The sequence below is a fragment of the Micromonospora sp. NPDC049523 genome, from assembly GCF_040676775.1.
GTDB lineage: Bacteria > Actinomycetota > Actinomycetes > Mycobacteriales > Micromonosporaceae > Micromonospora_G.
The window spans coordinates 34,478-59,003 of record NZ_JBFAPP010000030.1 but is presented as its reverse complement, the minus strand read 5'-3'; the positions used below and the strand labels follow the sequence as shown (position 1 = coordinate 59,003).

Below are 24,526 nucleotides of genomic sequence, written 5' to 3'. Positions count from 1 at the left end.
ACGCTCGGTACCTTATCGGAGCGGGGGGTGCCTCGTTGCGTCGGGGCGTAAACCCACCACCGTCGGGGGATTTTTCGGGCACTGTCGAGGTGGGACGGCCTGCGCCGGCCCACCCGCGACCGGGCCCTCAGACGGCCAGCATGTCCGGCGTTACCGCCGCCTCGGTGTCCGGGATGCCCAGGTCCCGCGCCCGCTTGTCGGCCAGCGCCAGCAGCCGCCGGATCCGCCCCGCGATCGCGTCCTTGGTCAGCGGCGGGTCGGCCAGCGCGCCCAACTCCTCCAGCGACGCCTGACGGTGCTCCAGCCGCAACTGCCCGGCCGAGGTCAGGTGGTTGGGCGCCTCCTCGGCGAGGATCTCCAGCGCCCTGGTCACCCGGGCGGCGGCGGCCACCGCGGCCCGCGCCGAGCGGCGCAGGTTCGCGTCGTCGAAGTTGGCCAGCCGGTTCGCGGTTGCCCGTACCTCGCGCCGCACCCGGCGCTCCTCCCAGGCCAGCACGCTGGAGTGGGCGCCGATCCGGGTCAGCAGGGCGGCGATCGCGTCGCCGTCCTTGACCACCACCCGGTCGACCCCGCGTACCTCGCGGGCCTTGGCGGTGATCCCGATCCGGCGGGCCGCGCCGACCAGGGCCAGCGCCGACTCCGGGCCGGGGCAGGTGATCTCGAGCGCGCAGGAGCGGCCGGGCTCGGTCAGCGAGCCGTGCGCCATGAACGCACCGCGCCAGGCCGCGACCGCGCAGCAGACGTTCGCCGCCACCACGTGCGGCGGCAGACCGCGTACGGGCCGGCCCCGGACGTCGAGCAGCCCGGTCTGCCGGGCCAGCGCCTCCCCGTCCTTGACCACCCGGACGATGTAGTGGCTGCCCTTGCGCAGCCCCCCGGAGGCGAGTACGTGAATCTCGCTCGGGTAGCCGTACACCTCGGCCACCTCGCGGCGCAGTCGCCGCGCGACCGCGCCGGTGTCCAGTTCCGCCTCCACCACCACCCGCCCGGAGACGATGTGCAGGCCGCCCGCGAACCGCAGCAGGGCGGCCATCTCCGCTCTGCGGCAGCAGGGTTTGGGCACGTCGACCCGGCTCAGCTCGTCCTTGACCGCAGCTGTCATCGCCATTGTCGTCACCTCGTGGCCGGTTCCGGCATGATGCCGGTGATTCGTACGTGCTTAACGATCGGCGCCCAGGACAGGCACCAGCGCGGCTCCCAAAGCATCGGGATCGTGTCGTGGGCTGCCGTCCTGGACAGCCACCGGAGCGAGCACCAGCCGCGCACCCAGCGATTCTGCCGCACGATCGACCGGTTCGGGGTCACCTACCGCTTTCCCGTCGGCAAGAACCAGATCGACCCGCAGTTCCGGCAGGTACCAGCGCAGCGCGGCCAGGTGGTCGGCGACCGACAGCCCGAGGGTCTCCTGCTCGGTCGCCAGGTTCAGGGTCACCAGGCGGCGGGCCGGGCTCGCCACGATCGCGGCGGCCAGCTCCGGCACCAGCAGGTGCGGGATCACGCTGGTGTACCAGCTACCCGGACCGAAGATCAACCAGTCGGCCTCGCCCACCGCGACGACCGCCTCCCGGCAGGCCTGTGGCCCGGACGGGGTCAGCCGCACCGACTCCACCCGCCCCTGGGTCACCGCCACCGCGTGCTGGCCGCGTACGGTCTGCACCGCGTCCGGCCGGGCCGGGTCGGTGCCGCGTACCCGGGCCTCGATCCCGATCTGCTGGCAGGACATGGGCAGCACCCGCCCGATCGCGCCGAGCATCGCCCCGGCGTGGTCGAGCGCGGCGACCGGGTCGCCGAGCTGCTCCATCAGCCCGAGCAGCACCAGGTTGCCGACGGCGTGCCCGGCCAGCGGGTCCTCGCCGGACGGCCGGTCGCCCCCGCCGGTGAACCGGTGCTGGAACAGTTCCGCGCTGCGCCGGGTGGCCGGCCGCTCGGCGGCCAGGGCGACCAGCGCCTGGCGCAGGTCACCCGGGGGCAGCGCGCCCCGCTCGGCGCGCAGCCGGCCGCTGGAGCCGCCGTCGTCACCGACGGTCACCACCGCGGTGATGTCGAGTTCGAGATCGGGCGCGCAGCGGCGCAGGGCCCGTAGGGACGCCGACAGGCCATGGCCGCCGCCGAACGCGACGACCTTGATCGCCGTCACTCGCGGCCCAGGTCGCGGTGCTGGGCGTTGGCGGCCAACCGGGCCTGACGCAGCCGGCTGGCGAGTTCCTCCGCGATCGCCACGCTGCGGTGCTTGCCGCCGGTGCAGCCCACCGCCACGGTGAGGTACCGCTTGCCCTCGCGTTCGAAGCCGGGCGCGGTCGCGTTGATCAGGCGGGCGTACGTCTCGACGAAGGTCGTCGCGCCGTGCTGGCCCAGCACGTACCGGCTCACCGCTTCCTCCCGCCCGTTGTGCTCGCGCAGCTCCGGTACCCAGTACGGGTTCGGCAGGAACCGGGCGTCGAGCACAAAATCGGCGTCCGGCGGCAGCCCGTACTTGAAGCCGAAGGAGAGCACGGTGACCTTGAGCCGCCGGGCGTCCTCGCCGCCGAAGAGTTCCTCCACCCTGCTGCGGAGCTGGTTGACGTTGAGGTGGCTGGTGTCGATGATCACGTCGGCCTGCTCACGGGCCTCTTCGAGCAGGCCCCGCTCGACCGCGATGCCGTCGGCGAGCCGGCCGTCACCCTGCAGCGGGTGCGAGCGCCGGACGCTCTCGAAGCGGCGGATCAGCACCTCGTCGTCGGCGTCGACGAAGACCACCCGGGGCTGGAAGCCGCGCTCCTTGAGCGCCCGGATGGCCCCGGACAGGTCGGTGGAGAAGGCGCGGCTGCGTACGTCCAGCACCATCGCCGTCTGCCGGGTGGTCCCGCCGGCCTGGAAGGCCAGCTCGGCCATGTCCAGCATCAGCGCCTGGGGCAGGTTGTCCACCACGTAGAAGCCGACGTTCTCCAGGGCGCGGGCGACCGTGCTGCGACCGCCGCCGGAGACCCCGGTGACCACGACGAGATCCGTCTCGGACCGGCTCGGTGCCGCGTCGGCCGCGGTGTCGTCCGAGCGTGATCCGTGCGCGCCGCCGCGCTCGCTCACCTGTTACCCCCAAGCCGCGCGCGTACGGCGAACGCCGATCGTCGATCGGCACCGTGCTCGCGGGATCGATGTATAGTCACCAGTCACCGTCCCAGGCCGCTGAGCCCCCCATTTGTGGAGTGTGCCCGTGGAAGAAGCCGAGGATCAGCGTCGCTATCACGTAGTTGTCAACGACGAAGAGCAGTACTCTATCTGGCCGGTCGGGTCCGAGCCGCCACCGGGTTGGCAGCGGGCCGGCGTCGAGGGTGACCGGGCGACCTGCCTGGCCCACATAGACGAGGTGTGGACCGATCTGCGCCCGCGGGGCCTGCGGGAGTGGCTGACCGCCAGGGCGTGATCCGGTTCACGGCCGCGAGCGGGCGTCTCGATTGTTCGAGGCGCCCGTTTTTGTCTGCCACGACGGGAATGAGCAGGGCGCCCGTGAATGCACCTTGGTTCCGTACGGAATCATTAATTTTCTTTTGTTGTTTGCAACGAATGGCGCGCGGCCGGGCCGGCCGGCAACCGCGACGGAGCCCCGCCGGGTTCCGGCATTCATGAATGGGTAGCCCTAACACGGACAGGACCGGGTAACGACAACTTCGTGGCTTTTTGTCATAGAGAATGTGGTCAAATCGGCTCCTATCTCCCTACCTGACGCCACACTGGCCCGGTCGCGCCCCAGTGTTGACAGATCTGAATGGCTCTCGTATTTTTTTGGGCACCCCCGATACCAGCGCGAAATCTTCCACCTTTCCGACCGCCTCGCCATGCCCTCGTGTGCCCGACCGAGCAGCCGAGTGCATTAACCGGCGACATTTCATGGTGCGCCGACAAAGCAGGCTGCATCACTAAAGGAGGAAAGCAGACCGTGCGGTCGACCAGCAGTAGCGCAACCGAGGTCGATGACGACCAACCGAACGCCGCGCAACCGGACGGCGAGTGCTACGACGTACTGGCTTTACAGCAGGGACTGCTGTTCCACCACCGCTTCGAGCCCGGCTCGGGGGTCGACATCCTGCAGGTCGTGATCGACTGGCCGGAGCCGCTCGACCAGACGGTCATGGCCGCCGCCTGGCAGGCCGCGACCCGACGTCACCCGGCCCTGCGGACCACGTTCAGTTGGCTCGCCCAGGACCGCGCCACCCAGCGGGTGCATCCCGAGGTGACCATCCCGGTGCACCGCCACGACTGGCGTGACGAGGGCTTCGACGACCCCGCGGACCAGCAGGCGCGACTGGACCGGTTCCTCGCCGTCGACCGGTCCCGCGAGTTCGACCCCGCGACCGCGCCACTGGTCCGAGTCGGGCTGATCCAGCACGCGGCCGACCGGCACACCATCGTGTTCAGCCTGCACCATGTGATCCTCGACGGCCGCTCGGTGCACCTGCTGCTCACCGAGGTGTTCGACGAGTACGCGGCGCTCGTCGCCGGGGACACCCCCGTACCCGTGACCCGCCGGCCGTTCCAGGACTTCGCGGTCTGGGCCGGGCAGCGTCCACTCGCCGCCGACCAGCAGTTCTGGCGTACCCGGCTGAGCGGGGTCACGCTGCCAACACCGCTGCCGCTGCGACCGGCCGCCGACGTCCCGCCGCGCGAACCGGACTCGGTCCGGGAACTCACCCGTACGCTCGACCCCGCCGACAGCGCCGCCCTGCAGCGGACCGCGCAGGCGGTCGGCGTACCGCTGAGCACGCTGGTGAACGCCGCCTGGGCGCTGCTGCTGCACCGCTACAGCGGTGAACAGGACGTGGTGTTCGGCGCGGTCCGAAGCTGCCGCCGGGGCAGCATCGAGCAGGCCGACACGATCATCGGCATGTTGATCAACACCGTGCCGCTGCGGATCGACGTACATCCCCGCCGGACGGTACGCGACTGGCTGGTCGAGGTACGGGCGCAGATCGACGCTGTCCGGTCCCACCAGGTCGCCCCGCTCACCGCCGTGCAGCGCTGGAGCGAACTGCCGCCGAGCGAGCCGCTCTTCGAGAGCCTGCTCATGTACGAGCACCGCGACCTGCAGACCGCGCTGCTCGGCTCGGTCCCGGGCTGGGGCGGGCGTACCGCCCGGGTGCACCGGCATCCCGGACCGCCGGTGACCGTCTGCGTCTTCGGTGAACCGGTGCTGCGGGTGCTGCTCTACCACGACCGGCGCCGCTGCACCGACGCCGCCGCCGACGCGATGCTGCGCCACTTCACCAACCTGCTGGTCGGTCTCGCCTCGGGGCTGGACGCACCGGTGGCCGCGCTGCCGCTGTTCGACCCGGCCGAGCGGCGCCTGCTCACCCGCGAATGGGCCGGCCACGACCGGCTCGCCGACGCCGCGACCGAGCCGACCGGCACCATCGGCGACCGCTTCACCGAGCGGGTGCGCCAGCAGCCCGACGCGGTCGCGGTGACCGGGGTGGACGGCACCCTCAGCTACGCCGAACTCGACGCGCGGGCAAACCAGCTCGCCCACCTGCTGATCCGGCGCGGGGTCGCCCCGGACCAGCCGGTGGCGGTCGCCCTGCCCCGGTCCGTACGGCTGGTGCTCACCCTGCTGGCCGTGGTCAAGGCCGGCGCGGCGTACCTGCCGCTCGACCCGGCGAACCCAACTGCCCGCACCCGGGAGCTGCTGGCCGCGGCCGGCGACCCGGTGGTGCTGACCGCGACCGGTGCCGGCCCGGCCGCGACCGGGGGTGCTCCCCCGCTGCCGGAGGGCGCGCGGACGATCGACCTCGACCGGATCGACACCGAACTGGCCGCACAGCCGACCACCGCACCCGAGTGCCCGACCCGGCCGGAGAGCCTGGCCTACGTCAACTACACCTCGGGCTCCACCGGCACACCGAAGGGCGTGGGGGTGCCGCACCGGGCCGTGTTGCGCCTGGTGCACGAGCCGGGTTACCTGCGCCTCGGCCCCGACCAGACGGTGCTGCACCTCGCCTCGGCCGCGTTCGACGCCGCCACCCTGGAACTCTGGGGCAGCCTGCTCAACGGTGGCCGCCTGGTCGTCGCCCCACCAGACCCGCTCGGGCCGGCGGAGATCGCCCGGCTGCTGCGAGCCGAGCGGATCAGCGTGCTCTGGCTCACCGCCGGGCTGTTCCACCAGGTCGTCGAGCAGGACCCCGGTGCGCTGGCCGGGGTGGACCAACTGCTGGCCGGCGGCGACGTGCTCGACCCCGGCGCGGTCCGCGCCGCGCTGCGGGTCCGCGACGGTCGCCCCCTGGTCAACGGGTACGGGCCGACCGAGAACACCACCTTCACCTGCTGCCACCCGATGACCGACCCGGCGGCCGTACCGGCACCGGTGCCGATCGGCCGGCCGGTGCCCCGCAGCACCGTCTACGTCCTCGACGCACTGCTCCGGCCGGTGCCGGTCGGCGTGCCCGGGGAGTTGTACACCGGCGGGGACGGGCTGGCCCGGGGCTACCTGGGCGACCCCGGCCGGACCGCCGAGCGGTTCCTGCCCGACCCGTTCGACCCGCGCCCCGGCGCCCGGATGTACCGCACCGGGGACCGGGTCCGCTGGCTTCGGGACGGGACGCTGGAGTTCCTCGGCCGGATCGACCGGCAGGTCAAGATCAGAGGCTTCCGGGTGGAGCCGGCCGAGGCGGAGGCGGTCCTACGGGCCCACCCGCTGGTCGGCGAGGTCGCCGTGGTCGTGCACGGTGACGGCGAACGCCGCCGACTGGTCGCGTACGTCAGTCCCGGCTCGGTCGGTACGGCGACGCTGGACGAACCGCAGCTCGACGCGTACGCGATCGCGCACCTGCCGGTCTACCTGCGCCCGGCCGGGTACGTGCTGCTGCCGAAGCTGCCGCTCAACCGCAACGGCAAGGTGGACCGGAACGCGCTGCCCGCCCCGACCCTGCCCGCCCGGCCGGCTCCGGAGCGGCCGCTGACCGACCCGACCCAGGTCCGGCTCGCCGCCCTCTGGGGCGACCTGCTGGGCGCGGAGGTGGGCCGGGCCGAGGACGACTTCTTCGCCCTCGGCGGCAACTCGCTGCTCGCCACCCGGCTGGCGTTCCTCGCCGCCGAACGCTTCGGCGTCGAACTGCCGGTGCGCGCCGTCTACGACCAGCACAACCTGGCCACGCTGGCCGCTGAGATCGACCGGCGGCGAGCCACCCCCGAGCCGCCGCCGGTACGCATCACCGCCCGCGACCGCGGCGCCTACCGCAGCGGCACCGCCACCCTCACCGCCCCGCCACCGGCAGCAACAACCGCGACCGCACCAGCACCAGCACCAGCACCAGCAATCACAACCGAGCCGGTCACCGAGCCGGTCGCGGAGAACGTCGCCGGTCCGGGGCACCTGATCCGGCCCGGTGCCGGACCGTGGGCGATGTGGCGCTGGGTCGGACTGCGCGCCGCCGGTTTCCCGGTCGGGCCGCTCACCCGGCTCGGTGACCCCGAGCACGTGCGACAGACCGACGCCGTACTGGCCGGCGAGGACCGGCTGGCGGAACTGCGCCGGGCGCTCGCCGACAACCTGCACCGGGCCCGCCGGGCCGCACCGACCGAGCAGCGGTCCCGCTGGAACCGGGCCGACCGGCAGGTCCGCCAGGGGGCGGTGCCGGAGGAACTGCCCCCGGTGGCCGATCCCGCACTGGCCGCCCTGCTGGCCGAGAACCGGGCCGCGCTCGCCGACGCCGTGGAGCGGGTACGGACCGAGCGGCTCGCCTTCGCCGAGTCGTACCAGCGGGCCAGCGCCCGGCGTAGCGCCGGACTGCGTGCCGCCGCCGCCGACCCGCTCCTGCGCGAGGCGGTGACCTGGCAGAACCGGCACGCCCTGCGGACCGGCCTGGACCCGCTGCTGCACCGGACCGGGCCGGCCGACGGTGAACCGCCGGCCGCCCGCGACTCCAAGCACCGGCAGCACGAGGCGCTGGTCGCCACCTACCTGCAGCGGTACTGCGTCAAGAACGACACCATCGGCTTCTTCGGCCCGGTCGGCTGGGCCACCGTCGCGCCCGGCGGGACCGGGCTGCGGATCGAACACGGCGCGAAACCGCTGGCGGCCCGTACGGTCTACTTCGAGAACTGGGCGATGAGCGGGCTCGCGGACGCGCTCACCGAACGGGACCCCCGGTTAGCCCCGTGGCTGATCCCACGCCGGCTGCCGTTCCTGAGCGTGCTCGACGACCACCTGCTGCTACCGCTCACCCCGCCGGCACCGCTGCCGCCGGTGACCGCCCGGCTGCTCGCCGCCGCCGACGGGACGCGTACCGCGTTGGAGATCGCGGCCGAACTGGTCGCCGACCCCAGCACCGGGCTGACCTCGCCCGAGGAGGTCTACCGGCTGCTGGCCGAGCTGCGCGACGCGCACCGGGTGACCTGGTCGCTGGAGGTGCCGAAGGAAGACCTCTTCCCCGAGCGGGCGGTCCGGGACCGGCTGAACGCGGTGACCGACCCCGCCGTACGCGAACCGGCGCTGCACGCCCTGGACGACCTGGTCCGGGCCCGGGACGCGGTCGCCGCGGCGGCCGGCGACGCCGACCGGCTCGGCCCCGCGCTGGCCGCACTCGACAGCACGTTCACCGAGCTGACCGGCGCCGCCGCGACCCGCCGGGCAGGCAGGGTGTACGCGGGCCGCACCCTGGTCTACGAGGACTGCCGGGCCGGGGACCAGGTGACCCTCTCCACCGACCTGATGGGCACCCTCTGGCCGGCGCTGAGCCTGCTGCTGGAAAGCGCGCGCTGGTTCACCTTCGCCGGCACCGCACTGTTCGGCCGCGCCTGCCGGGAGCGGTACACGGAACTGGTCGGCCGGACCGGGCAGGACACGGTGCCGTTCGCCGACTTCTGGCTCTGGGCCAACGACCTGCTGTTCGACCTGCCGGAAAAGCTGATCGCACCGGTGATCCGAGGGTTGCAGGACCGGTGGCGCCGGCTGCTGCCGGACCTCGACGGGCAACGGCGGATTCAGCTCGACTCGGCGAGCATCGCCGACCGGGTGGCCGCCGCGTTCGCCGCGCCCCGACCGGGCTGGATCGGCGCGTACCAGCACTCGCCGGACGTGATGCTGGTCGCGGACGGCACCGAGGCGATCGCCCGCGGCGACTTCCAATGGGTCGTCGGCGAGGTCCACCCGGGCGTGAACACGCTGCGCTCCGCGCTGTTCATGGCCCAGCATCCGCAACCGGAAGAGCTGGTCGCGGCGATGCGGGCGGACCTGCCCGGCGCACGCGTGGTGCTGGCCGCCACGGGTGAGGAGGGCGGGGCGCCGTCCCGGCTGACCGACAAGCTGATCACCGAACGGGACCTGCGCCTGATCTTCGGGCACGACAGCTGCGGGCTGGACCCGCGTACGGCGGTCGCGGTGGCCGACTGTGTGCTGGAGTCGCGCGACGGGACGCTGACCGTACGGACCCGGGACGGCAAGTACGCGCTGCCGCTCACCGAGGTCGTCGGCGAAGCCCTGATGCTGCAACTGATCCAGCGTTTCGACCTGCTCCCGCCCGCCGACCACCGGCCCCGGATCACCGTGGACCGGGTGGTGATCGCCCGGGAGAACTGGCGCTTCGCCGCGGCCGGACTCGACTTCGCCCGTACCACCGACGAGGCGGAGCGGTTCCGCGAGGTACGCCGCTGGCAGCGCGACCGAAGCCTGCCCCGGTACGTCTTCGTGAAGACCCCGGTGGAGAAGAAGCCGTTCTTCCTCGACTTCGCCAGCCTCGCCTCGGTCGACGGCTTCGCCCGCGCGGTGCGGCGCACCGTCGAGGGCGCCGGACCGGACGCGTCCCTGCGGCTGAGCGAGATGCTGCCCACACCAGAACAACTCTGGCTGACCGACCCGACCGGCGGTCGCCGGACCGCGGAGTTCCGGCTGGTCGCGGTGGACACCCGCCGGCCCGACGCGACGGAACCCAGACCGGGAGCGTGACGTGAGCACGGGTGACCCCCTCCCGACCACAGGCACCGAGGAGACCTGATGACCGGTGAGACCTTCGTCCTGCCCGCCTCGTCGACCCAGCGTCGGCTGTGGATGCTGGACCAGCTGAATCCGGGCTCGGCGGAGTACAACATCGCCTGGTCGGTGCGGCTGACCGGCGAGCTGCGAGTCGACGCGCTCCAGTCGGCGCTGAGCTGGCTGGTCGAGCGACACGAGGTGCTGCGTACGACCTTCACCTCGGTGGACGGCGAACCGGCGCAGCTCGTTAGTCCACCATGGACGGTGCAGCTACCGGTCACCGAACCGTCCGGCGACGCCCCGGCCGAGGCGGCCGCCGTGCTCGACGCGGAGAGCCGCAAACCGTTCGACCTGACCGAGGGGCCCCTGCTGCGGGCCCGGGTCGTCCGGCTCGCCCCGGACGACCACCTGCTCGTGCTGGTGGTGCACCACATCATCGCCGACGGCTGGTCGTTCGAGACCGTCTTCGGCGAGCTGGCGCACGGTTACCGGGCCGCGGTCACCGCAACGGCACCGGACCTGCCACCACCACCGATCCAGTACGCCGACTTCGCGGTCTGGCAGCGTGAACAGGCCGCACGGTCCGCCTTCGCCGACGACCTCGCCTTCTGGCACGACGAGCTGGCCGGTGCACCGACCCTGCTCGACCTGCCCGCCGACCGGCCCCGCCCGCCGGAGCAGTCGCCGGCCGGTGGCCTGGTCACGTTCGAGCTGCCGGCGACCCTGACCAACGGCGTACGCGGACTCGCCCGGGACGCCGACGCCACCGAGTTCGCGGTCCTGCTCGGCGGCTTCCAGGCGCTGCTGCACCGGCTCAGCGGGCAGCAGGATCTGCTGGTCGCCGTACCGGTCGCGGGCCGGAGCAGGCCGGAGACGCAGGGAGTGGTCGGCTTCTTCGCCAACACCCTGGCGTTGCGTGGCCGGTTCGAGGAACGCACCACCTTCACCGAACTGCTCCGCGGTGCCCGCAGCAGCGCGATCGCCGCCCAGTCCCACCAGGACGTGCCGTTCGAGGAACTGGTCGACCTGCTCTCCCCGCAGCGCAGCCTGGCCTTCTCCCCCGTCGTGCAGGTGATGTTCGCGCTGGAGGAGACACCCGCGCCGGTCGAGGTGGCGGGGCTGCGGATCGCCCCGGAACTGCACGAGAACGGCAGCGTCAAGTTCGACCTCACGCTCACCATCGAGCAGCGGCCGGACCGGCTGCGGGGGCGGCTGACGTACCGGACCGAGCTGTTCGACGCGGACAGGATCGACCGGCTCGCCAGCGCGTACCTGGCGCTGCTGGAGGCGGCGGTCGCCCAACCCGCGACCCCGATCGCCGAGCTGCCGCTGCTCGGGCCGGCGGCACGGGACGAGATCATCGCCGGGTGGCGGGCGCAGGAGGCGGTGGCGCCGCCGTACGCCTCGGTCGCGGAACTGTTCGCGCAGCACCCGGCGGCCGACCCGGACACGGTCGCGGTGGCCGCGCTGGACGCCACGCTGACGTACCGGCAGCTCACCACCGACCGCAACCGCCTCGCCCACCTGGTGCGCGAGTACGGCGTCGGCACCGACGTACCCGTCGGCCTCTGTCTGTCCCGGGGCACCGGCATGCTCACCGCGATGCTCGCGGTCTGGCAGGCCGGCGGCGGTTACCTGCCGCTGGACCCGGAACTGCCGGTCGCCCGGCTGACCGGCATGGCGACCACCGCCGGCACCCCGGTCGTGCTCACCGACCGGGCCAGCGCCACCCGTACCGGTGACTGCTGGCCGGCCGGCACCCGGGTGATCCTGCTCGACGACCAGGACGTGGCCGCTCGGCTGCGGACCCTGCCGGCGACCGCGCCCGAGCAGACCGGGCACCCCGACAGCCTCGCCTACCTGCTCTACACCTCCGGCTCGACCGGTGTGCCGAAGGGCGTCGCGGTCACCCACGGCTCGGTGGTCAACCTGCTGGTCGGCTTCGAACGGCTGCTGCGCCTCACCCCCGACGACCGGGTAGCCGCGATCACCACCATCGCGTTCGACATCTCCGTGGTCGAGCTGATCCTGCCGCTGCTCGCCGGTGCCCGGATCGAACTGTTCGACAGCCGGCTCGCGGTCGACGCCGCCGCGCTGCGAAGCGAGATCGCCAATCGGGCCGTCACCGTCGTGCAGGCCACCCCGGCGAGCTGGCGGATGCTGCTCGCCGCGGGCGGGGTGCCGTCCGGCGTACGGCTGCGGATCAGCGGCGGCGAGGCGCTCACCCGCGACCTCGCCGACGCCCTGCTGACCGACGGCGCCACCCTGATCAACGGGTACGGCCCGTCGGAGACGAGCATCTACTCCACCGCCGGTCCGGTCGGCACGCACGGCCCGGTGGACCTCGGCGACCCGGTCGCCAACACCCGGCTCTACCTGCTCGACCCGGCCGGTCTACCGGTGCCGGTCGGCGCGGTCGGCGAACTGCACCTGGGTGGGCTCGGGGTGGCCCGCGGCTACCACGGCAGCGCCGCGCGTACCGCCACCAGCTTCCGCCCCGACCCGTGGGGCGGCCGGCCCGGTGCCCGCCTGTACGCCACCGGTGACCTGGCCCGCTGGCTGCCGAGCGGGCGCCTGGAGTACCTCGGCCGGGCCGACCAGCAGGTCAAACTCCGCGGCTACCGGATCGAGCTCGGCGAGATCGAGGCCGCCCTGCGGGCCCAGGACGCGATCCGCGACGCGGTCGTGGTCACCTGGCGGGCCAGCGCCGAGGACGTCCGGCTGGTCGGGTACGTGGTGCCGACCGAAGCCGAAGCCGACCCGGCGGCGCTCTGGTCCCGGCTGCGCCCCGCGCTCGCCGGCCAGCTCCCCGAGTACATGCTGCCGGCGACCCTGGTGCCGGTGGACCGGTTCCCGCGTACCGGCAGCGGCAAGATCGACCGTCGGGCGCTGCCGGAGCCGGTGTGGCGGGAGACGTCCGGCGCCGGACAGGTGGCCCCGCGTACGCCGGCCGAGGAGGGGCTGGCGGTGCTCTGGCGCGAGGTGCTCGGGCTGGCCGACGTCGGCGTGCACGACAACTTCTTCGCCCTCGGCGGGCACTCGTTGACCGCGACCCGGCTGATCGCCCGGATCCGCGCCACCTTCGGAGTCGACCTGCCGCTGCGGCTGCTCTTCGCCGCGCCGACCATCGCCGAACTCGCGCCCCTGGTCGCCGACCCGGCCACCGCCGAGGGCGAAGCGACCGGTACGGCCGACCGGGTCGCGGCCGGTGGGCCGAGCGCCCAGGACCTGCTCGCCTCGCTCGACGACCTCTCCGACCGGGAGATCGACGAGCTGTTGGACACGCTTATCGCCGAGGAGGGCAAATGACGGCCACGCCGTCACCGACCGACCGCCGGGACCGCGCCGTGATCATCGGCGCCGGCCTGGCCGGCTCACTCGCCGCCGTCTACCTGGCCCGACGGGGCTGGGCGGTGGACGTCTACGAACGGCGCGACGACCCCCGGCTGACCCCGGCCGGTGCCGCCGGACGCTCGATCAACCTGGGACTCTCCGCCCGTGGCATGCGCGCCCTGCAGGAGGTCGGGCTGCTCGCCGACGTACTCAAGCGGAGCGTGCCGATGCGCGGGCGGGTGGTCCACTCACCCGACGGCACGGTGAGCTTCCAGCCGTACGGGGTGCACGGCCACCAGATCCTGCACTCGGTGCTGCGCGACGAGCTGATCGCCGTACTGGTCGACGCGGCCGAGGCCCAGCCCGGGGTGCGTTTCCACTTCGGCTGGCGGCTGCACGGGCTCGACCGGGAGGTGCCGAGCGTCGCCGTGACCCGGCTCGCCGACGGCACCACCGAGGAGGTGACCGCGGACCTGGTGGTCGGCGCCGACGGGGCGTTCTCCGCCGTACGGCAGCAACTGCACCACGGGCAGCGGGCCAACCACAGCCAGGAGTTCCTGGACTGGGGCTACAAGGAGCTGACCATCCCGGCCGACGACAACGGCCAACCCCGGGTACGCCTGGAGGCGCTGCACGTCTGGCCCGGCGAGCACGGCCTGATGGTGGCCCACCCCAACGTGGACGGCTCGCTGACCTGCACCCTGTTCCTGCCCTTCGAGGGCCCGCAGAGCTTCGCCACGCTCACCACCCCGGACACCGTCCGCGCCTTCTTCCGGCAGAACTTCCCGGACGCCGAGGAGCTGATGCCCCGGCTGGTCGAGGAGGTGCTCGAACATCCGACCGGTCAGATGGTGACCGTACGGACCAGCCCGTGGCGGCACACCGATCGGGTGGTGCTCGTCGGTGACGCCGCGCACGCCGTCTACCCGTTCTACGGGCAGGGCATGAACGCCTCCTTCGAGGACTGTCTGGTGCTCGACCAGTGCCTGGACCAGCACGCCGACCGGGGCGCGGCACTGGCCGCGTACGAGGCGTCCCGCCGGCCGCACACCGACGTGCTCGCCGAGCTGTCCACCCGCAACTTCGTCGAGCTGCGCGACCGGGTGCACCGCCCGGCGTACGCGCTGCGGGCCGGCGCGGACCGGCTGCTCAGCCGCCTGCTGCCGGCGTACTGGACGCCGCTGTACACGATGGTCGCGCACACCACCACCCCGTACGCCGAGGCACTGGCCCGGTCCGGCCGGCAGGACCGGCTGCTGCGCGGCGCCGCGACCGGTGGTGCGCTGGCGCTCGGCGCCGGGCTGCTCTGGGCGGCGACCCGGTCGGTGTCCACCCGCCGGTCCTCGGGGCGGTGACGGGAACGTGTTGATCCATCCCGAACAACCGGCCTGCGTGCTGGTGGAACAGTTCGACCTGACCACCGAGGCGGTGCACCCGCTGCTGGAGGGCGTCGAGGAGAAACTGCTCAGCGTGCTCCGCTGGGCCCGTGAGTACCTCTGCCGACCCCATCCGGAACTGGGACGCAAGGGACCGGTCTGCCCGTTCGCGCAGGCGTCGCTGGACCGGGGCATGTTCTACCTGGCGGTGCACCGGGGCGAGACGGTCGAACCGGGCGCCCTCGACGAACTGCTGATGACCTACCGCGACTGGTTCCGCCAACTGCCGCCGACCAGCGGCCCGGCGGCCCAGTTCAAGACCATCCTGCTGACCCTGCCGGACGTGCCGCAGACCGAGGCGAACGCCGTCGTCGACGCCACCCAGGAACGCCTGAAACCGCAGTACGTCGCGGAGGGCCTGATGATCGGCGAGTTCCACAGTGGTCCGCCGGACAAGGCCGGGCTGTGGAACCTCGACTTCCGGCCGCTGTACAGCCCGGTGCCGCTGCTCGCGATCCGGCACATGGTCTCGTCGGACTTCCCGTTCCTCGCCGACGACCCTGGCTCGGTCGCCACCTATCTGCGCCTGTTCGGCGCCAACACGCCGCCGGCCCTGCGCAGCCGGGTCGCCGCCGCGGCGAACGAGTTCGGCCTCCCCGCGCCCCATCCGGCACCGGTGACCCCGCGACCGCCGGTGCCTCAATTGGCCGATCAGCAAGGAGCAGCAGCATCATGAGCGAAGGAAACGGGACGGGTCACACCGGTACCACGCCGAACAAGCGGGCCCTGCTGGCCCGCATGCTGACCGAGCGGGCGAACGCGCCGCGCACGTACCCGGTGTCGTTCGGGCAGCAGCGGCTGTGGTTCCTCGACCGGTTCCAGCCCGGCGACCCGGTCTACAACATCCCGGTCGCGTTCCGGCTGCGCGGCCCGCTCGACGTCGACGCGCTGCGGGCCGCCCTGGAGCTGATCGTGCGGCGGCACGGCGCGCTGCGTACCACCTTCGCCGACTCGGGCGGCGAACCGGTGCAGGTCGTACGCGCCGACGCCGACCCGGTGCTGGAGGTCACCGACCTGACCGGGTCGTCGGCCGACGACGCCGCACGGCTGATCTGGCAGGAGGCTCGCCGCCCGTTCGACCTGGCCCACGGCCCCCTGTTCCGGGCCCGGCTGGTCCGGACCGCCGACGACGACCACCACCTGTCGCTCTGCCTGCACCACATCGTCTCCGACGCCTGGTCGCTGGGTGTGCTGTTCACCGAGCTGAACACCGCGTACGCGGCACTGCGCGCCGGCCGGTCACCGGACCTGCCGAACCTGCCGGCCCAGTACGCCGACTACGCGCTCTGGCAGCGGGAGAAGCTCGCCGGTCCGGCGCTGCGGGACCAGCTCGACTACTGGCTGGACCAGTTGCGCGGCGCGCCGGCCCTGCTCACGCTCCCCACCGACCGTCCCCGCCCGGCCACCCAGTCGTACCGGGGCGCGGTGCACTACTTCGACTTCGGCGTACCGCTGCTGCGGCGGATGCAGGAGTTCAACCAGTCCAGCGGCGCGACCGTGTTCATGACCCTGATGGCTGCCTTCACCGCGCTGCTGTCCCGGTCCAGCGGCCAGGACGAACTGGTCGTCGGCACCCCGGTCGCCGGGCGCAACCACGCCGACCTGGAGCCGTTGATCGGCTTCTTCGTCAACACATTGCCGCTGCGCGTGTCGGTGGCCGGTGTGCCGAGCTTCCGTGAGCTGGTCGACCGGGTGCGGGAGGCCACCCTCGGCGGCCTCGCCAACGGGGACGTACCGTTCGAGAAGCTGGTCGAGGAGTTGGCGCCGGAACGCAGCCTGGGGCACGCGCCGGTCTTCCAGACCCAGCTCATCGTGCAGAACACCCCGCCGGCCAACCTGGAGCTGGTCGACCTGACCAGCACTTCGCTGCGGGTCGACAGCGGCACCGCCAAGTTCGACCTCTCCCTGGTCGGCGAGGCCGCCTCCGACGGCGGCCTGCAGATGGCGGTCGAGTACGACACCGCCCTGTTCGACGCGGACACGGTGGCCAGGTTGGCCCGGCAGCTCACCACCCTGCTCGACGTGGCGCTCGCCGACCCGGACCGGCCGGTGGCGGAGATCCCGCTGCTCGCCGGGGTGGAACGCTGGCGTTCGGTGGTCGACTGGAACAACACCGCCCGGGGGCTGCCGCCGGTCGCCTCGGTGCTGGAACTGCTGCCGACCGACGACTCGGAGGCGGGCGAGGTGCCGGCGGTCAGCGGCCCGGACGGCGCGGTCGACCCGGCCGAACTGCACCAGCGCGCGGCCAGGTTGGCGTACGTGCTGCGGGCTCGTGGGGTGCGTCCGGACAGCCCGGTCGGGATCTGCCTCGAACGCGGGGTCGGGATGCTGGTCGGGGTGCTCGGTGCCTGGCACGCCGGTGCGGGTTACCTGCCACTGGACCCGAGCCTGCCGGCGGACCGGTTGCGTTACCTGCTCACCGACTCCGGTGCCACGGTGGTGGTGACCCAGCGGTCGGTCCGGGAGAAGCTGGCCGACCTGCTGGCTGACGTACCGGTGGTGATCTGCCTGGACGACGACGCCGCCGAACTGGCCGCGGCCCCGGCCGACGCGGAGCCGGTGCCGGCGCACCCGGACGGGCTCGCCTACCTGATCTACACCTCGGGTTCGACCGGCAGACCGAAGGGCGTCGCGGTGCCGCACCGGGCGGTGCTGAACCTGGTCGCCTCGTTCCACGACGACCTCGGCCTCACCCCGACCGACCGGTTCGCGGCGGTCACCACGCTCTCGTTCGACATCTCCGTGCTCGAACTGCTGGTCCCGCTGCTGAGCGGCACCCCGTTGACCATCGTGGACAGTGCGGTCACCGGCGACGGCACCGCGCTGCGGCAGCGTCTGGTCGCGGACGGGATCACCGCGATGCAGGCGACCCCGGCGACCTGGCGGCTCCTGCTGGCCACCGGCGGGGTGCCGGAAGGGCTGCGGCTGCGACTCTGCGGTGGGGAGGCGCTGCCCCGGGACCTGGCCGACGCGCTGATCGCGGACGGCGCGACGCTGTGGAACTGCTACGGCCCGACCGAGACCACGGTCTGGTCGGCCGCGACGACGGTGGCGCCGTCGCCGGCCGCCATCGACCTGGGTACGCCGATCGCCAACACCGAGCTGTACGTGTTGGACCGGATCGGCCAGCCGGTGCCGGTCGGGGTGGTCGGCGAGGTGCACATCGGTGGCCAGGGGGTGGTCCGGGGTTACCCGGGCCGGCCGGGGCTGACCGCGTCCCGGTTCGTGCCGGACCCGTTCACCGGTCGCCCCGGGGCGCGGCTCTACGCCACCGGTGACCTGGCCCGGCAGCGCGCCGACGGGCGGCTGGAGTTCCTCGGCCGGACCGACCACCAGGTGAAGATCCGTGGTTTCCGGATCGAGCTGGGCGAGATCGAGGAGCAGTTGCGGGCGCACGAGTTGGTCGCCGACGCGGTGGTCAGCACCTGGGCGGCCGGCTCGGACGACACCCGGCTGGTCGCGTACGTGGTGCCGTCCGTCGCCGGCACCCCGGACCTCTGGTCGGTGCTGCGCCCGTGGCTGGCGACCCGGCTGCCCGGTTACATGGTGCCGGCGACCCTGGTCACCCTCTCCGCGTTGCCGGTGAACGCGAACGGCAAGACCGACCGGGGCGCGCTGCCCCAGCCGGACTGGCGGGACACGGTGACCGTGGAACGGGTCGCCCCGCGCAACCCGGTGGAGCAGACGCTGGCGGACATCTGGCAGCAGGTGCTGGGGGTGGAGCGGGTCGGCGTACACGACGATTTCTTCCAGCTCGGCGGGCACTCCCTGCTCGCCGCGCAGGCGCTGAGCCGGATCGGCACCGCGTTCGAGATGGACCTGCCGATCCGGGTGCTGTTCGAGGCGCCGACGGTGGCCACGATGACCGATGCGCTGGTCGCCCGGGAACCCGTACCGGGGCATGTGGTGACCGTCGCGGAGCTTCGCCAGGACCTGGACGGGATGTCGACCGAGCAGCTACGCAGCCTGCTGGGTGAATCGTCGTGACCGAGGTCGACTCCGGCGCCCGCGAACGGCTCATCCGGGAGTTGCTCGCCCGGCGGGGCGTGACCTCCGCCCGCCGTCCGACCAGCATCCCGGTACGTACACCCGGCACCCGGATCCCGCTCTCCCCGCTGCAGGAGGGACTCTGGTTCCTCGACCGGCTCGACCCCGGCACCGGCGCGTACGCGCTGGCCGTCGCGGCGGTGCTCACCGGCACCCTGGACGCCGCCGCGCTGCGTTCGGCGGTGGACGCCGTCCAGGACCGGCACGAGGCGCTGCGTACGGTGTTCGCGCTCCACGACGGCCGGACCGAGCAGGTGGTGCTGGCGCCCGGTGACCCCCGGATCCGGATCCCGATCGAGGTACACGATCTCGCCGACGAACCCGGTGACCGGGCGGCGCACGCCGACGACCTCGCCCGCGCCTACATCGAGACCGGCTTCGACCTGGAACGGGGGCCGTTGGCCCGGATCCAGCTGACCCGGCTCGAGCCGGACGAGCACCTGCTCGTACTGAGCCTGCACCACATCGTCGCGGACGAGGGGTCGATGTCGACCGTCTTCGGCGAGGTGCTCGACGGGCTGCTCGGCGGCGCGGCCCCGGCACCGCCTCCGGTGCAGTACCCGGACTACGTGCTCTGGCGGCAACAGGCGCTCGACGCCGGGCTGACGCAGCGCCAGCGCGAGTTCTGGGCCGGGCAGCTCGCGGGCGCCTCCGGTGCGCTGGAGCTGCCCACCGACCGGCCACGTCCGCCGGTGCAGACGTTCGCCGGGGCGACGCACCGCTTCGAGGTGCCGGCGGAACTCGCGGGCGCGCTCGACGGGCTGGCCCGGTCCACCGGCTGCACCCGGTTCATGCTGGTCCTGACCGCGTTGCAGGTGCTGCTGCACCGGTGGACCGGCGAGGAGGACATCTGCGTCGGCTCACCGGTCTCCACCCGGTCCACCCCGGAGTTGCAGTCCGTCGTCGGGCTGATGGTGAACAGCCTGGCGCTGCGTACCGACCTGTCCGGTGATCCGAGCCTGGCTGCCGCGTTGCAGCGGGTACGGCGTACCTGCGTCGACTCGATCGACCACGCCGACCTGCCGTTGAACCAGGTGGTCGAGCTGGCCGACCTGCCCCGCGACCCGAGCCGCAACCCGCTGTTCCAGGTGATGTGCGTGGTCAACCCGGCGGTCGAGGCGCGACGGTCGGCGGCACTCGAGGTGCGGCCGGTGAGCTTCGACCGGGAAACCGCGCGGCTGGACCTGACCGTGCTGTTCTTCGAGACCCACCCGACCCTGTCCGGGGTGGTCGACTACAACACCGACCTGTTCGACCCGTCGACCATCAGCCGGTTCTCCGACCGGCTGCAACTCGTACTCCGGGCCATGGTCACCGACCCGGACCGGCGGCTGTCCGAACTGGACCTGCTCGGGCCCGCCGACCGGCAGGCCCTGACCGGGTGGAACGACACCGGGGAGGCGGCGCAACCGCATCACGGGTTGGCGGAGCTGATCCGGGCGCGGGCGGTGGCGACGCCGGACGCACCGGCTGTGGTCGACGGCGACCGGGTGCTCAGCTACGGCGAGCTGGACCGGCGGGCCGAGCGGCTGGCCCGGCGGCTGCGCCGCGCCGGGGTGGGCCCGGAGGTCCCCGTCGGACTGGTCCTGCCCGCCGGTACGGACGCGGTCGTCGGCATCCTCGGCATCCTCAAGGCCGGCGGGGCGTACCTGCCGCTGGACCCGGGCCACCCACCCGCACGCCTACTCGGGCTGCTCGCCGACGCGCAGGCCCCGGTGCTGCTGGCCGACCCGGCCGACGCGCACCGCTTCGCGGCCCACCCCGGCACGGTCCTGTCCGTGGGCGACACCGACCCGGGCGACGACACCGACGACAGGCCCCTGCCGGTGACCCGACCGGACCAGCTCGCGTACGTCATCTACACCTCCGGTTCCACCGGCACGCCCAAGGGCGTGATGGTCACCCACCGGACCGCGGTCAACCTGACCCGCTCCTTCGTCGACCTGCACCACATCGGCCCCGGCGACCGGCTGCTGATGCTGCCGCCGCTCAGTTTCGACGCCTCGGTGGGCGACCTGTTCCCGGCCCTGGTCGCCGGTGCCGCCCTGGTCGTACACCGTCGACCGGCCGAACTGACCGGGCCGGACCTGCTCCGCCTCTGCGTCGAGCAGGGCATCACACTGGTCGACACCGCCGCCGCGCTCTGGGCCCGCTGGGTGGCGGACCTGGCCGGGGCGGCTCCGCGTACGGACACCGGGCTGCGGGCGCTGATGATCGGCGGCGAGGCGGCCCCGACCGGGGCGGTACGCGGCTGGGCGGAGGCCACCGGCGGCACCGTACGGATCTACAACCACTACGGCCCCACCGAGGCGACCGTCTGCGCCACCACGTACGACACCGTGGACGCCGCCGAGTTGCCCGGTCTCGGCCAGTTGCCGATCGGGCGCCCGCTGGCCGGGGTCCGGGTGCATCTGCTCGACGCCCGGCTGCGCCCGGTGCCGATCGGCTTCACCGGCGAGGTGTACGTCGGCGGCACCGCACCGGCCCGTGGTTACCTCGGCGCGCCGGGGCTCACCGCGCTGCGTTTTGTCGCCGACCCGTACGGGCCGCCGGGTGCGCGGCTCTACCGCACCGGTGACCTGGCACGGCACCGGCCGGACGGGACGCTGGAGTTCCTCGGCCGCACCGACCGGCAGGTGAAGATCCGTGGGCATCGGATCGACCTGGGCGAGGTGGAGGTGGCTTGCGCGGCGCAACCGGGGGTGGCGCGGGCGGCGGTGACGGTTCGCGACGACGGGACCGGGCCGCGCCTGGTCGCGTACCTGGTGCCGACCGCCGAGCCGGCGCCGACGACGGCCGTGGTCCGGGCCGGGCTGCGGGAGCGGCTGCCCGACTACCTGGTGCCCGCGCACGTGGTGCTGCTGCCCGAGCTGCCGCTGAACTCGCACGGCAAGCTCGATCTGGCGGCCCTGCCCGCCCCGGCCGACCAGCCGCTCGACCACGACCACGTGCCGCCCCGGACGCCGACCGAACGCGCGCTCGCGGACATCTGGGCCGGGTTGCTCGACCGCGAGCGGGTCGGTGCCCGGGACAACTTCTTCGACCTCGGTGGACACTCGCTGCTCGCCGGCCCGCTGGCCGCCCGGATCACCGCCGACCTCGGCGTGGACCTGCCGCTGCGGGCGCTGTTCGAAACCGCCGACCTGGCCGGCCTCGCCGAGCGGATCGACCGGGCCCGCGCCGGGCACGCCGACCGCACGCTCGACCCCGATCGGGTACGCGCCGACGCCGTGCTCCCCGACGACATCGCCGACCGCCTGCCGGCGGGCCAACCGGCGACGGTACCCGAGACGGTGCTGGTCACCGGTGCCACCGGCTTCCTCGGCGCGCACCTGCTCGCCGACTGGCTCGACCACAGCCGGGCGGAGCTGCACTGCCTGGTCCGGGCCGCCACCCCGCAGGCCGCCACCGACCGGGTACGCGACAACCTGCTCCGCTACGGCCTCTGGCGCGACGAGTACCACGGTCGTCTGGTCGGCGTACCGGGGGATCTCGGTGAACCGGGGCTCGGGCTGGACCGGCGGGACTTCGACGCGCTGGCCGACCGTACGGACCTGGTGCTGCACAACGGTGGGCTGGTCAACTTCCTGATGCCGTACGAGCGGCTGCGGCCGGCGAACGTCGACGGCACCCTGGAGGTGCTCCGGCTGGCCGCCGCCGGGCGCCCGACCGCCGTACAGCTCGTCTCGACCCTCGGGGTGTTCCTCACCCCGGACCGGGTCGGCGGGGTGGTCGACGAGCGGGACGCACCGGACGACTGCACCGGGCTCGGTGACGGTTACAACGCCACCAAGTGGGCGGCGGACGCGCTGGTCCGGGCGGCGCGGGCGCGCGGGCTGTCGGTGGGCGTGCACCGGCCGGCCCGGATCACCGGCCACGCCGGCACCGGGGTCGGCAACGCCGACGACTACTTCAGCCGGTTGTTGAAGACGTTCGTGCAGCTCGGCGCGGTGCCGGAGATTCCGGACGACCACGCCGACCTGGCCCCGGTCGACTACGTGGGCCGGGCGATCGGGCACCTGTCCCGGCAGCCGGGGTACCGGAACGACGACTTCCACTACTACAACAACCACACCATCTCCTTCGCCGACCTGGCCGGTGCGCTGAGCGGTTTCGGCTACCCGGTCGAGCTGGTGCCGTACGACCGGTGGCGGTCCGCCCTGCTGGCCCGGCCGGACGTGGCCCTGGCACCGTTCACCCCGCTCTTCGGCGAGCAGGCGCCCCGGCGTACCCAGCCGCGGTTCGACTGCACCCGGACCGAGGCGGCGCTGGCGCCGGCCGGCATCACCTGCCCGCCCGCGGACCCGGCGCTGGTCCACACCTACCTGGCCTGGTACGTCCGCACCGGGTTCCTCGCCCCGCCGCCCGGTGGGCACACCGATTCCGGGAGTACGCATGGCTGAACGACTCCGCGCCCGCCTGCTGATCGCGGTCTGGGTCGGTCAGCTCGTCTCCCTGGTCGGCTCCAGCCTGACCGGCTTCGTGCTCGGCGTCTGGGTCTACCAGCGGACCGGCTCGGTCACCCAGTTCTCGCTGATCTTCCTGGCCAGCAGCCTGCCGGCGGTGCTGGTCGCCCCGTTCGCCGGGGTGATCGCCGACCGCTGGGATCGCCGCAAGGTGATGCTGCTCAGCGATCTCGGCGCGGCGGTCGGCACCGCCGCGCTCGCCCTGCTGGTGGCGGCCGACAGTCTCGAGGTCTGGCACATCTACCTGGCCAGCGCGCTCAGCGCCGCCTCGTCCACCGTGCACCAGGTCAGCTACCAGGCGATGACCCCGGCCCTGGTCGGCAAGGCTCACCTGGCCCGGTTCAACGGGCTGATGCAGGTGACCAGGGCCGCCCAGATCGCCGCGCCGCTGATCGCCGGGGTGCTGGTGGTGACCATCGGGATCGGCGGGGTGCTCACCATCGACCTGGTCAGCTTCGCGGTCGCGTCGCTGACCCTGCTGCTGGTCCGGCTGCCGGTGGAGGCGACCCGCCCGGCCGCCGAACGTACCCGCGAACCGGTGCTGCGGGAGGCCGCCGCCGGTTGGCACTACCTGCGCGCGCACACCGGGTTGTGGCAGCTCATGGTGCTCTTCGGGGCATACAACTTCCTGTTCGGTTTCGCCGGTGTGCTGGTGCAGCCGCTGATCCTGTCGTTCGCCTCGCCGGACACCCTCGGCGTACTGATGTTCGCCGGTGGCGCCGGACTCTTCGCCGGGAGCCTGGTGATGACCGCCTGGGGCGGTCCGGCCCGGCGGATCCACGCCGTGTTCGGCGGGCTGGCCCTCGGCGGGGTCGCGCTGGTGCTGCACTCGCTGAGCCCGTCGGCCTGGCTGATCGCCGTGGTGGCGCCGCTGTTCCTGTTCACCCTGCCGATCGTGAACAGCTCCACCATGACCCTGATCCAGACCAAGACCGAACCGAAGGTGCTGGGCCGGGTGCTGGCCGCCGCGCGGGTCGTCGGTGATGCGAGCATCCCGGTGTCGTACCTGCTCGCCGGTCCCCTCGCGGACCAGGTCTTCGAGCCGCTGATGCGCCCCGACGGCGCGCTGGCCGGCAGCGTCGGCACGATCGTCGGCACCGGCGACGGCCGGGGAACCGCCCTGGTCTTCGCGGTGGTCGGCACGCTCATGGTGCTGCTGGTGGCGTTCGCCTGGTCCCGCCGCTCGCTGCGCAACGTCGACGACCTGCCCGACGCCCTGGAGCCGGCCGCCCCGGAGCCGGCCGCCACGACCGAGCCGGCCGCCGAGCCCGTACGCGGCTGAGCCCTCCCGTCCCCCGCCGTAGTTT

At 73.2% G+C, this 24,526-nt stretch carries 11 protein-coding genes; 8 read left to right on the top strand and 3 right to left on the bottom strand.

The genetic code is table 11. The annotated features are described in order from the left end of the window. Nucleotides 1-127: 127 nt before the first annotated feature. Genes whiA through rapZ form a run of 3 tightly spaced genes read right to left on the bottom strand, consistent with a single transcriptional unit; the run spans nt 128 to nt 2,976 of the window. Nucleotides 128-1,108 carry a DNA-binding protein WhiA gene (whiA, locus tag AB0J90_RS32010; RefSeq protein WP_329102149.1) on the bottom strand — a complete coding sequence of 327 codons (981 nt, stop codon included), beginning with the start codon at nt 1,106-1,108 and terminating at the stop codon, nt 128-130. A 51-nt stretch (nt 1,109-1,159) separates the two neighbouring features. Then, nucleotides 1,160-2,137 (bottom strand): uridine diphosphate-N-acetylglucosamine-binding protein YvcK, encoded by a 978-nt coding sequence (gene yvcK / locus AB0J90_RS32005; protein WP_363602330.1) that lies wholly within the window; start codon nt 2,135-2,137, stop codon nt 1,160-1,162. After that, nucleotides 2,134-2,976, bottom strand: coding sequence for an RNase adapter RapZ (gene rapZ / locus AB0J90_RS32000; RefSeq protein ID WP_363602378.1), 843 nt, complete (start codon nt 2,974-2,976; stop codon nt 2,134-2,136). The genes yvcK and rapZ overlap by 4 nt, the downstream gene beginning before the upstream one ends. Before the next feature lie 214 nt (nt 2,977-3,190). On the opposite strand from rapZ, the gene AB0J90_RS31995 reads away from it, so the two are divergent. The 8 genes from AB0J90_RS31995 to AB0J90_RS31960 all read left to right on the top strand — a co-directional run bounded on the left by AB0J90_RS31995 (nt 3,191) and on the right by AB0J90_RS31960 (nt 24,501). Further along, the gene (locus AB0J90_RS31995) at nt 3,191-3,400 is read left to right on the top strand and encodes an MbtH family protein (protein WP_363602327.1); all 210 of its coding nucleotides are present in this window, start codon (nt 3,191-3,193) and stop codon (nt 3,398-3,400) included. A 513-nt stretch (nt 3,401-3,913) separates the two neighbouring features. Continuing rightward, complete coding sequence (locus AB0J90_RS31990) at nt 3,914-9,910, top strand: amino acid adenylation domain-containing protein (protein WP_363602324.1); 5,997 nt, start codon at nt 3,914-3,916, stop codon at nt 9,908-9,910. A 48-nt stretch (nt 9,911-9,958) separates the two neighbouring features. Then, nucleotides 9,959-13,246 carry an amino acid adenylation domain-containing protein gene (locus AB0J90_RS31985; RefSeq protein ID WP_363602321.1) on the top strand — a complete coding sequence of 1,096 codons (3,288 nt, stop codon included), beginning with the start codon at nt 9,959-9,961 and terminating at the stop codon, nt 13,244-13,246. Next, nucleotides 13,243-14,625, top strand: coding sequence for an NAD(P)/FAD-dependent oxidoreductase (locus AB0J90_RS31980; protein ID WP_363602319.1), 1,383 nt, complete (start codon nt 13,243-13,245; stop codon nt 14,623-14,625). The genes AB0J90_RS31985 and AB0J90_RS31980 overlap by 4 nt, the downstream gene beginning before the upstream one ends. 7 nt (nt 14,626-14,632) lie before the next feature. Then, a complete protein-coding gene (locus tag AB0J90_RS31975; protein WP_363602317.1) occupies nt 14,633-15,382 on the top strand; it encodes a DUF6875 domain-containing protein in 750 nt (249 codons plus the stop codon). After that, nucleotides 15,379-18,693 (top strand): amino acid adenylation domain-containing protein, encoded by a 3,315-nt coding sequence (locus AB0J90_RS31970; protein ID WP_363602315.1) that lies wholly within the window; start codon nt 15,379-15,381, stop codon nt 18,691-18,693. The genes AB0J90_RS31975 and AB0J90_RS31970 overlap by 4 nt, the downstream gene beginning before the upstream one ends. Next, the gene (locus AB0J90_RS31965) at nt 18,690-23,156 is read left to right on the top strand and encodes an amino acid adenylation domain-containing protein (RefSeq protein WP_363602313.1); all 4,467 of its coding nucleotides are present in this window, start codon (nt 18,690-18,692) and stop codon (nt 23,154-23,156) included. The genes AB0J90_RS31970 and AB0J90_RS31965 overlap by 4 nt, the downstream gene beginning before the upstream one ends. Further along, a complete protein-coding gene (locus AB0J90_RS31960; RefSeq protein WP_363602311.1) occupies nt 23,149-24,501 on the top strand; it encodes an MFS transporter in 1,353 nt (450 codons plus the stop codon). The genes AB0J90_RS31965 and AB0J90_RS31960 overlap by 8 nt, the downstream gene beginning before the upstream one ends. Nucleotides 24,502-24,526 lie beyond the last annotated feature (25 nt).

What these genes read in the sequence shown, in the direction of transcription:
- AB0J90_RS31980 (WP_363602319.1), top strand. Translation starts at nt 13,243, where the DNA reads ATGACGGCCACGCCGTCACCGACCGACCGCCGGGACCGCGCCGTGATC.
- AB0J90_RS31970 (WP_363602315.1), top strand. Translation starts at nt 15,379, where the DNA reads ATGAGCGAAGGAAACGGGACGGGTCACACCGGTACCACGCCGAACAAG.
- AB0J90_RS31960 (WP_363602311.1), top strand. Translation starts at nt 23,149, where the DNA reads ATGGCTGAACGACTCCGCGCCCGCCTGCTGATCGCGGTCTGGGTCGGT.
- whiA (WP_329102149.1), bottom strand. Translation starts at nt 1,108, where the DNA reads ATGGCGATGACAGCTGCGGTCAAGGACGAGCTGAGCCGGGTCGACGTG.
- AB0J90_RS31985 (WP_363602321.1), top strand. Translation starts at nt 9,959, where the DNA reads ATGACCGGTGAGACCTTCGTCCTGCCCGCCTCGTCGACCCAGCGTCGG.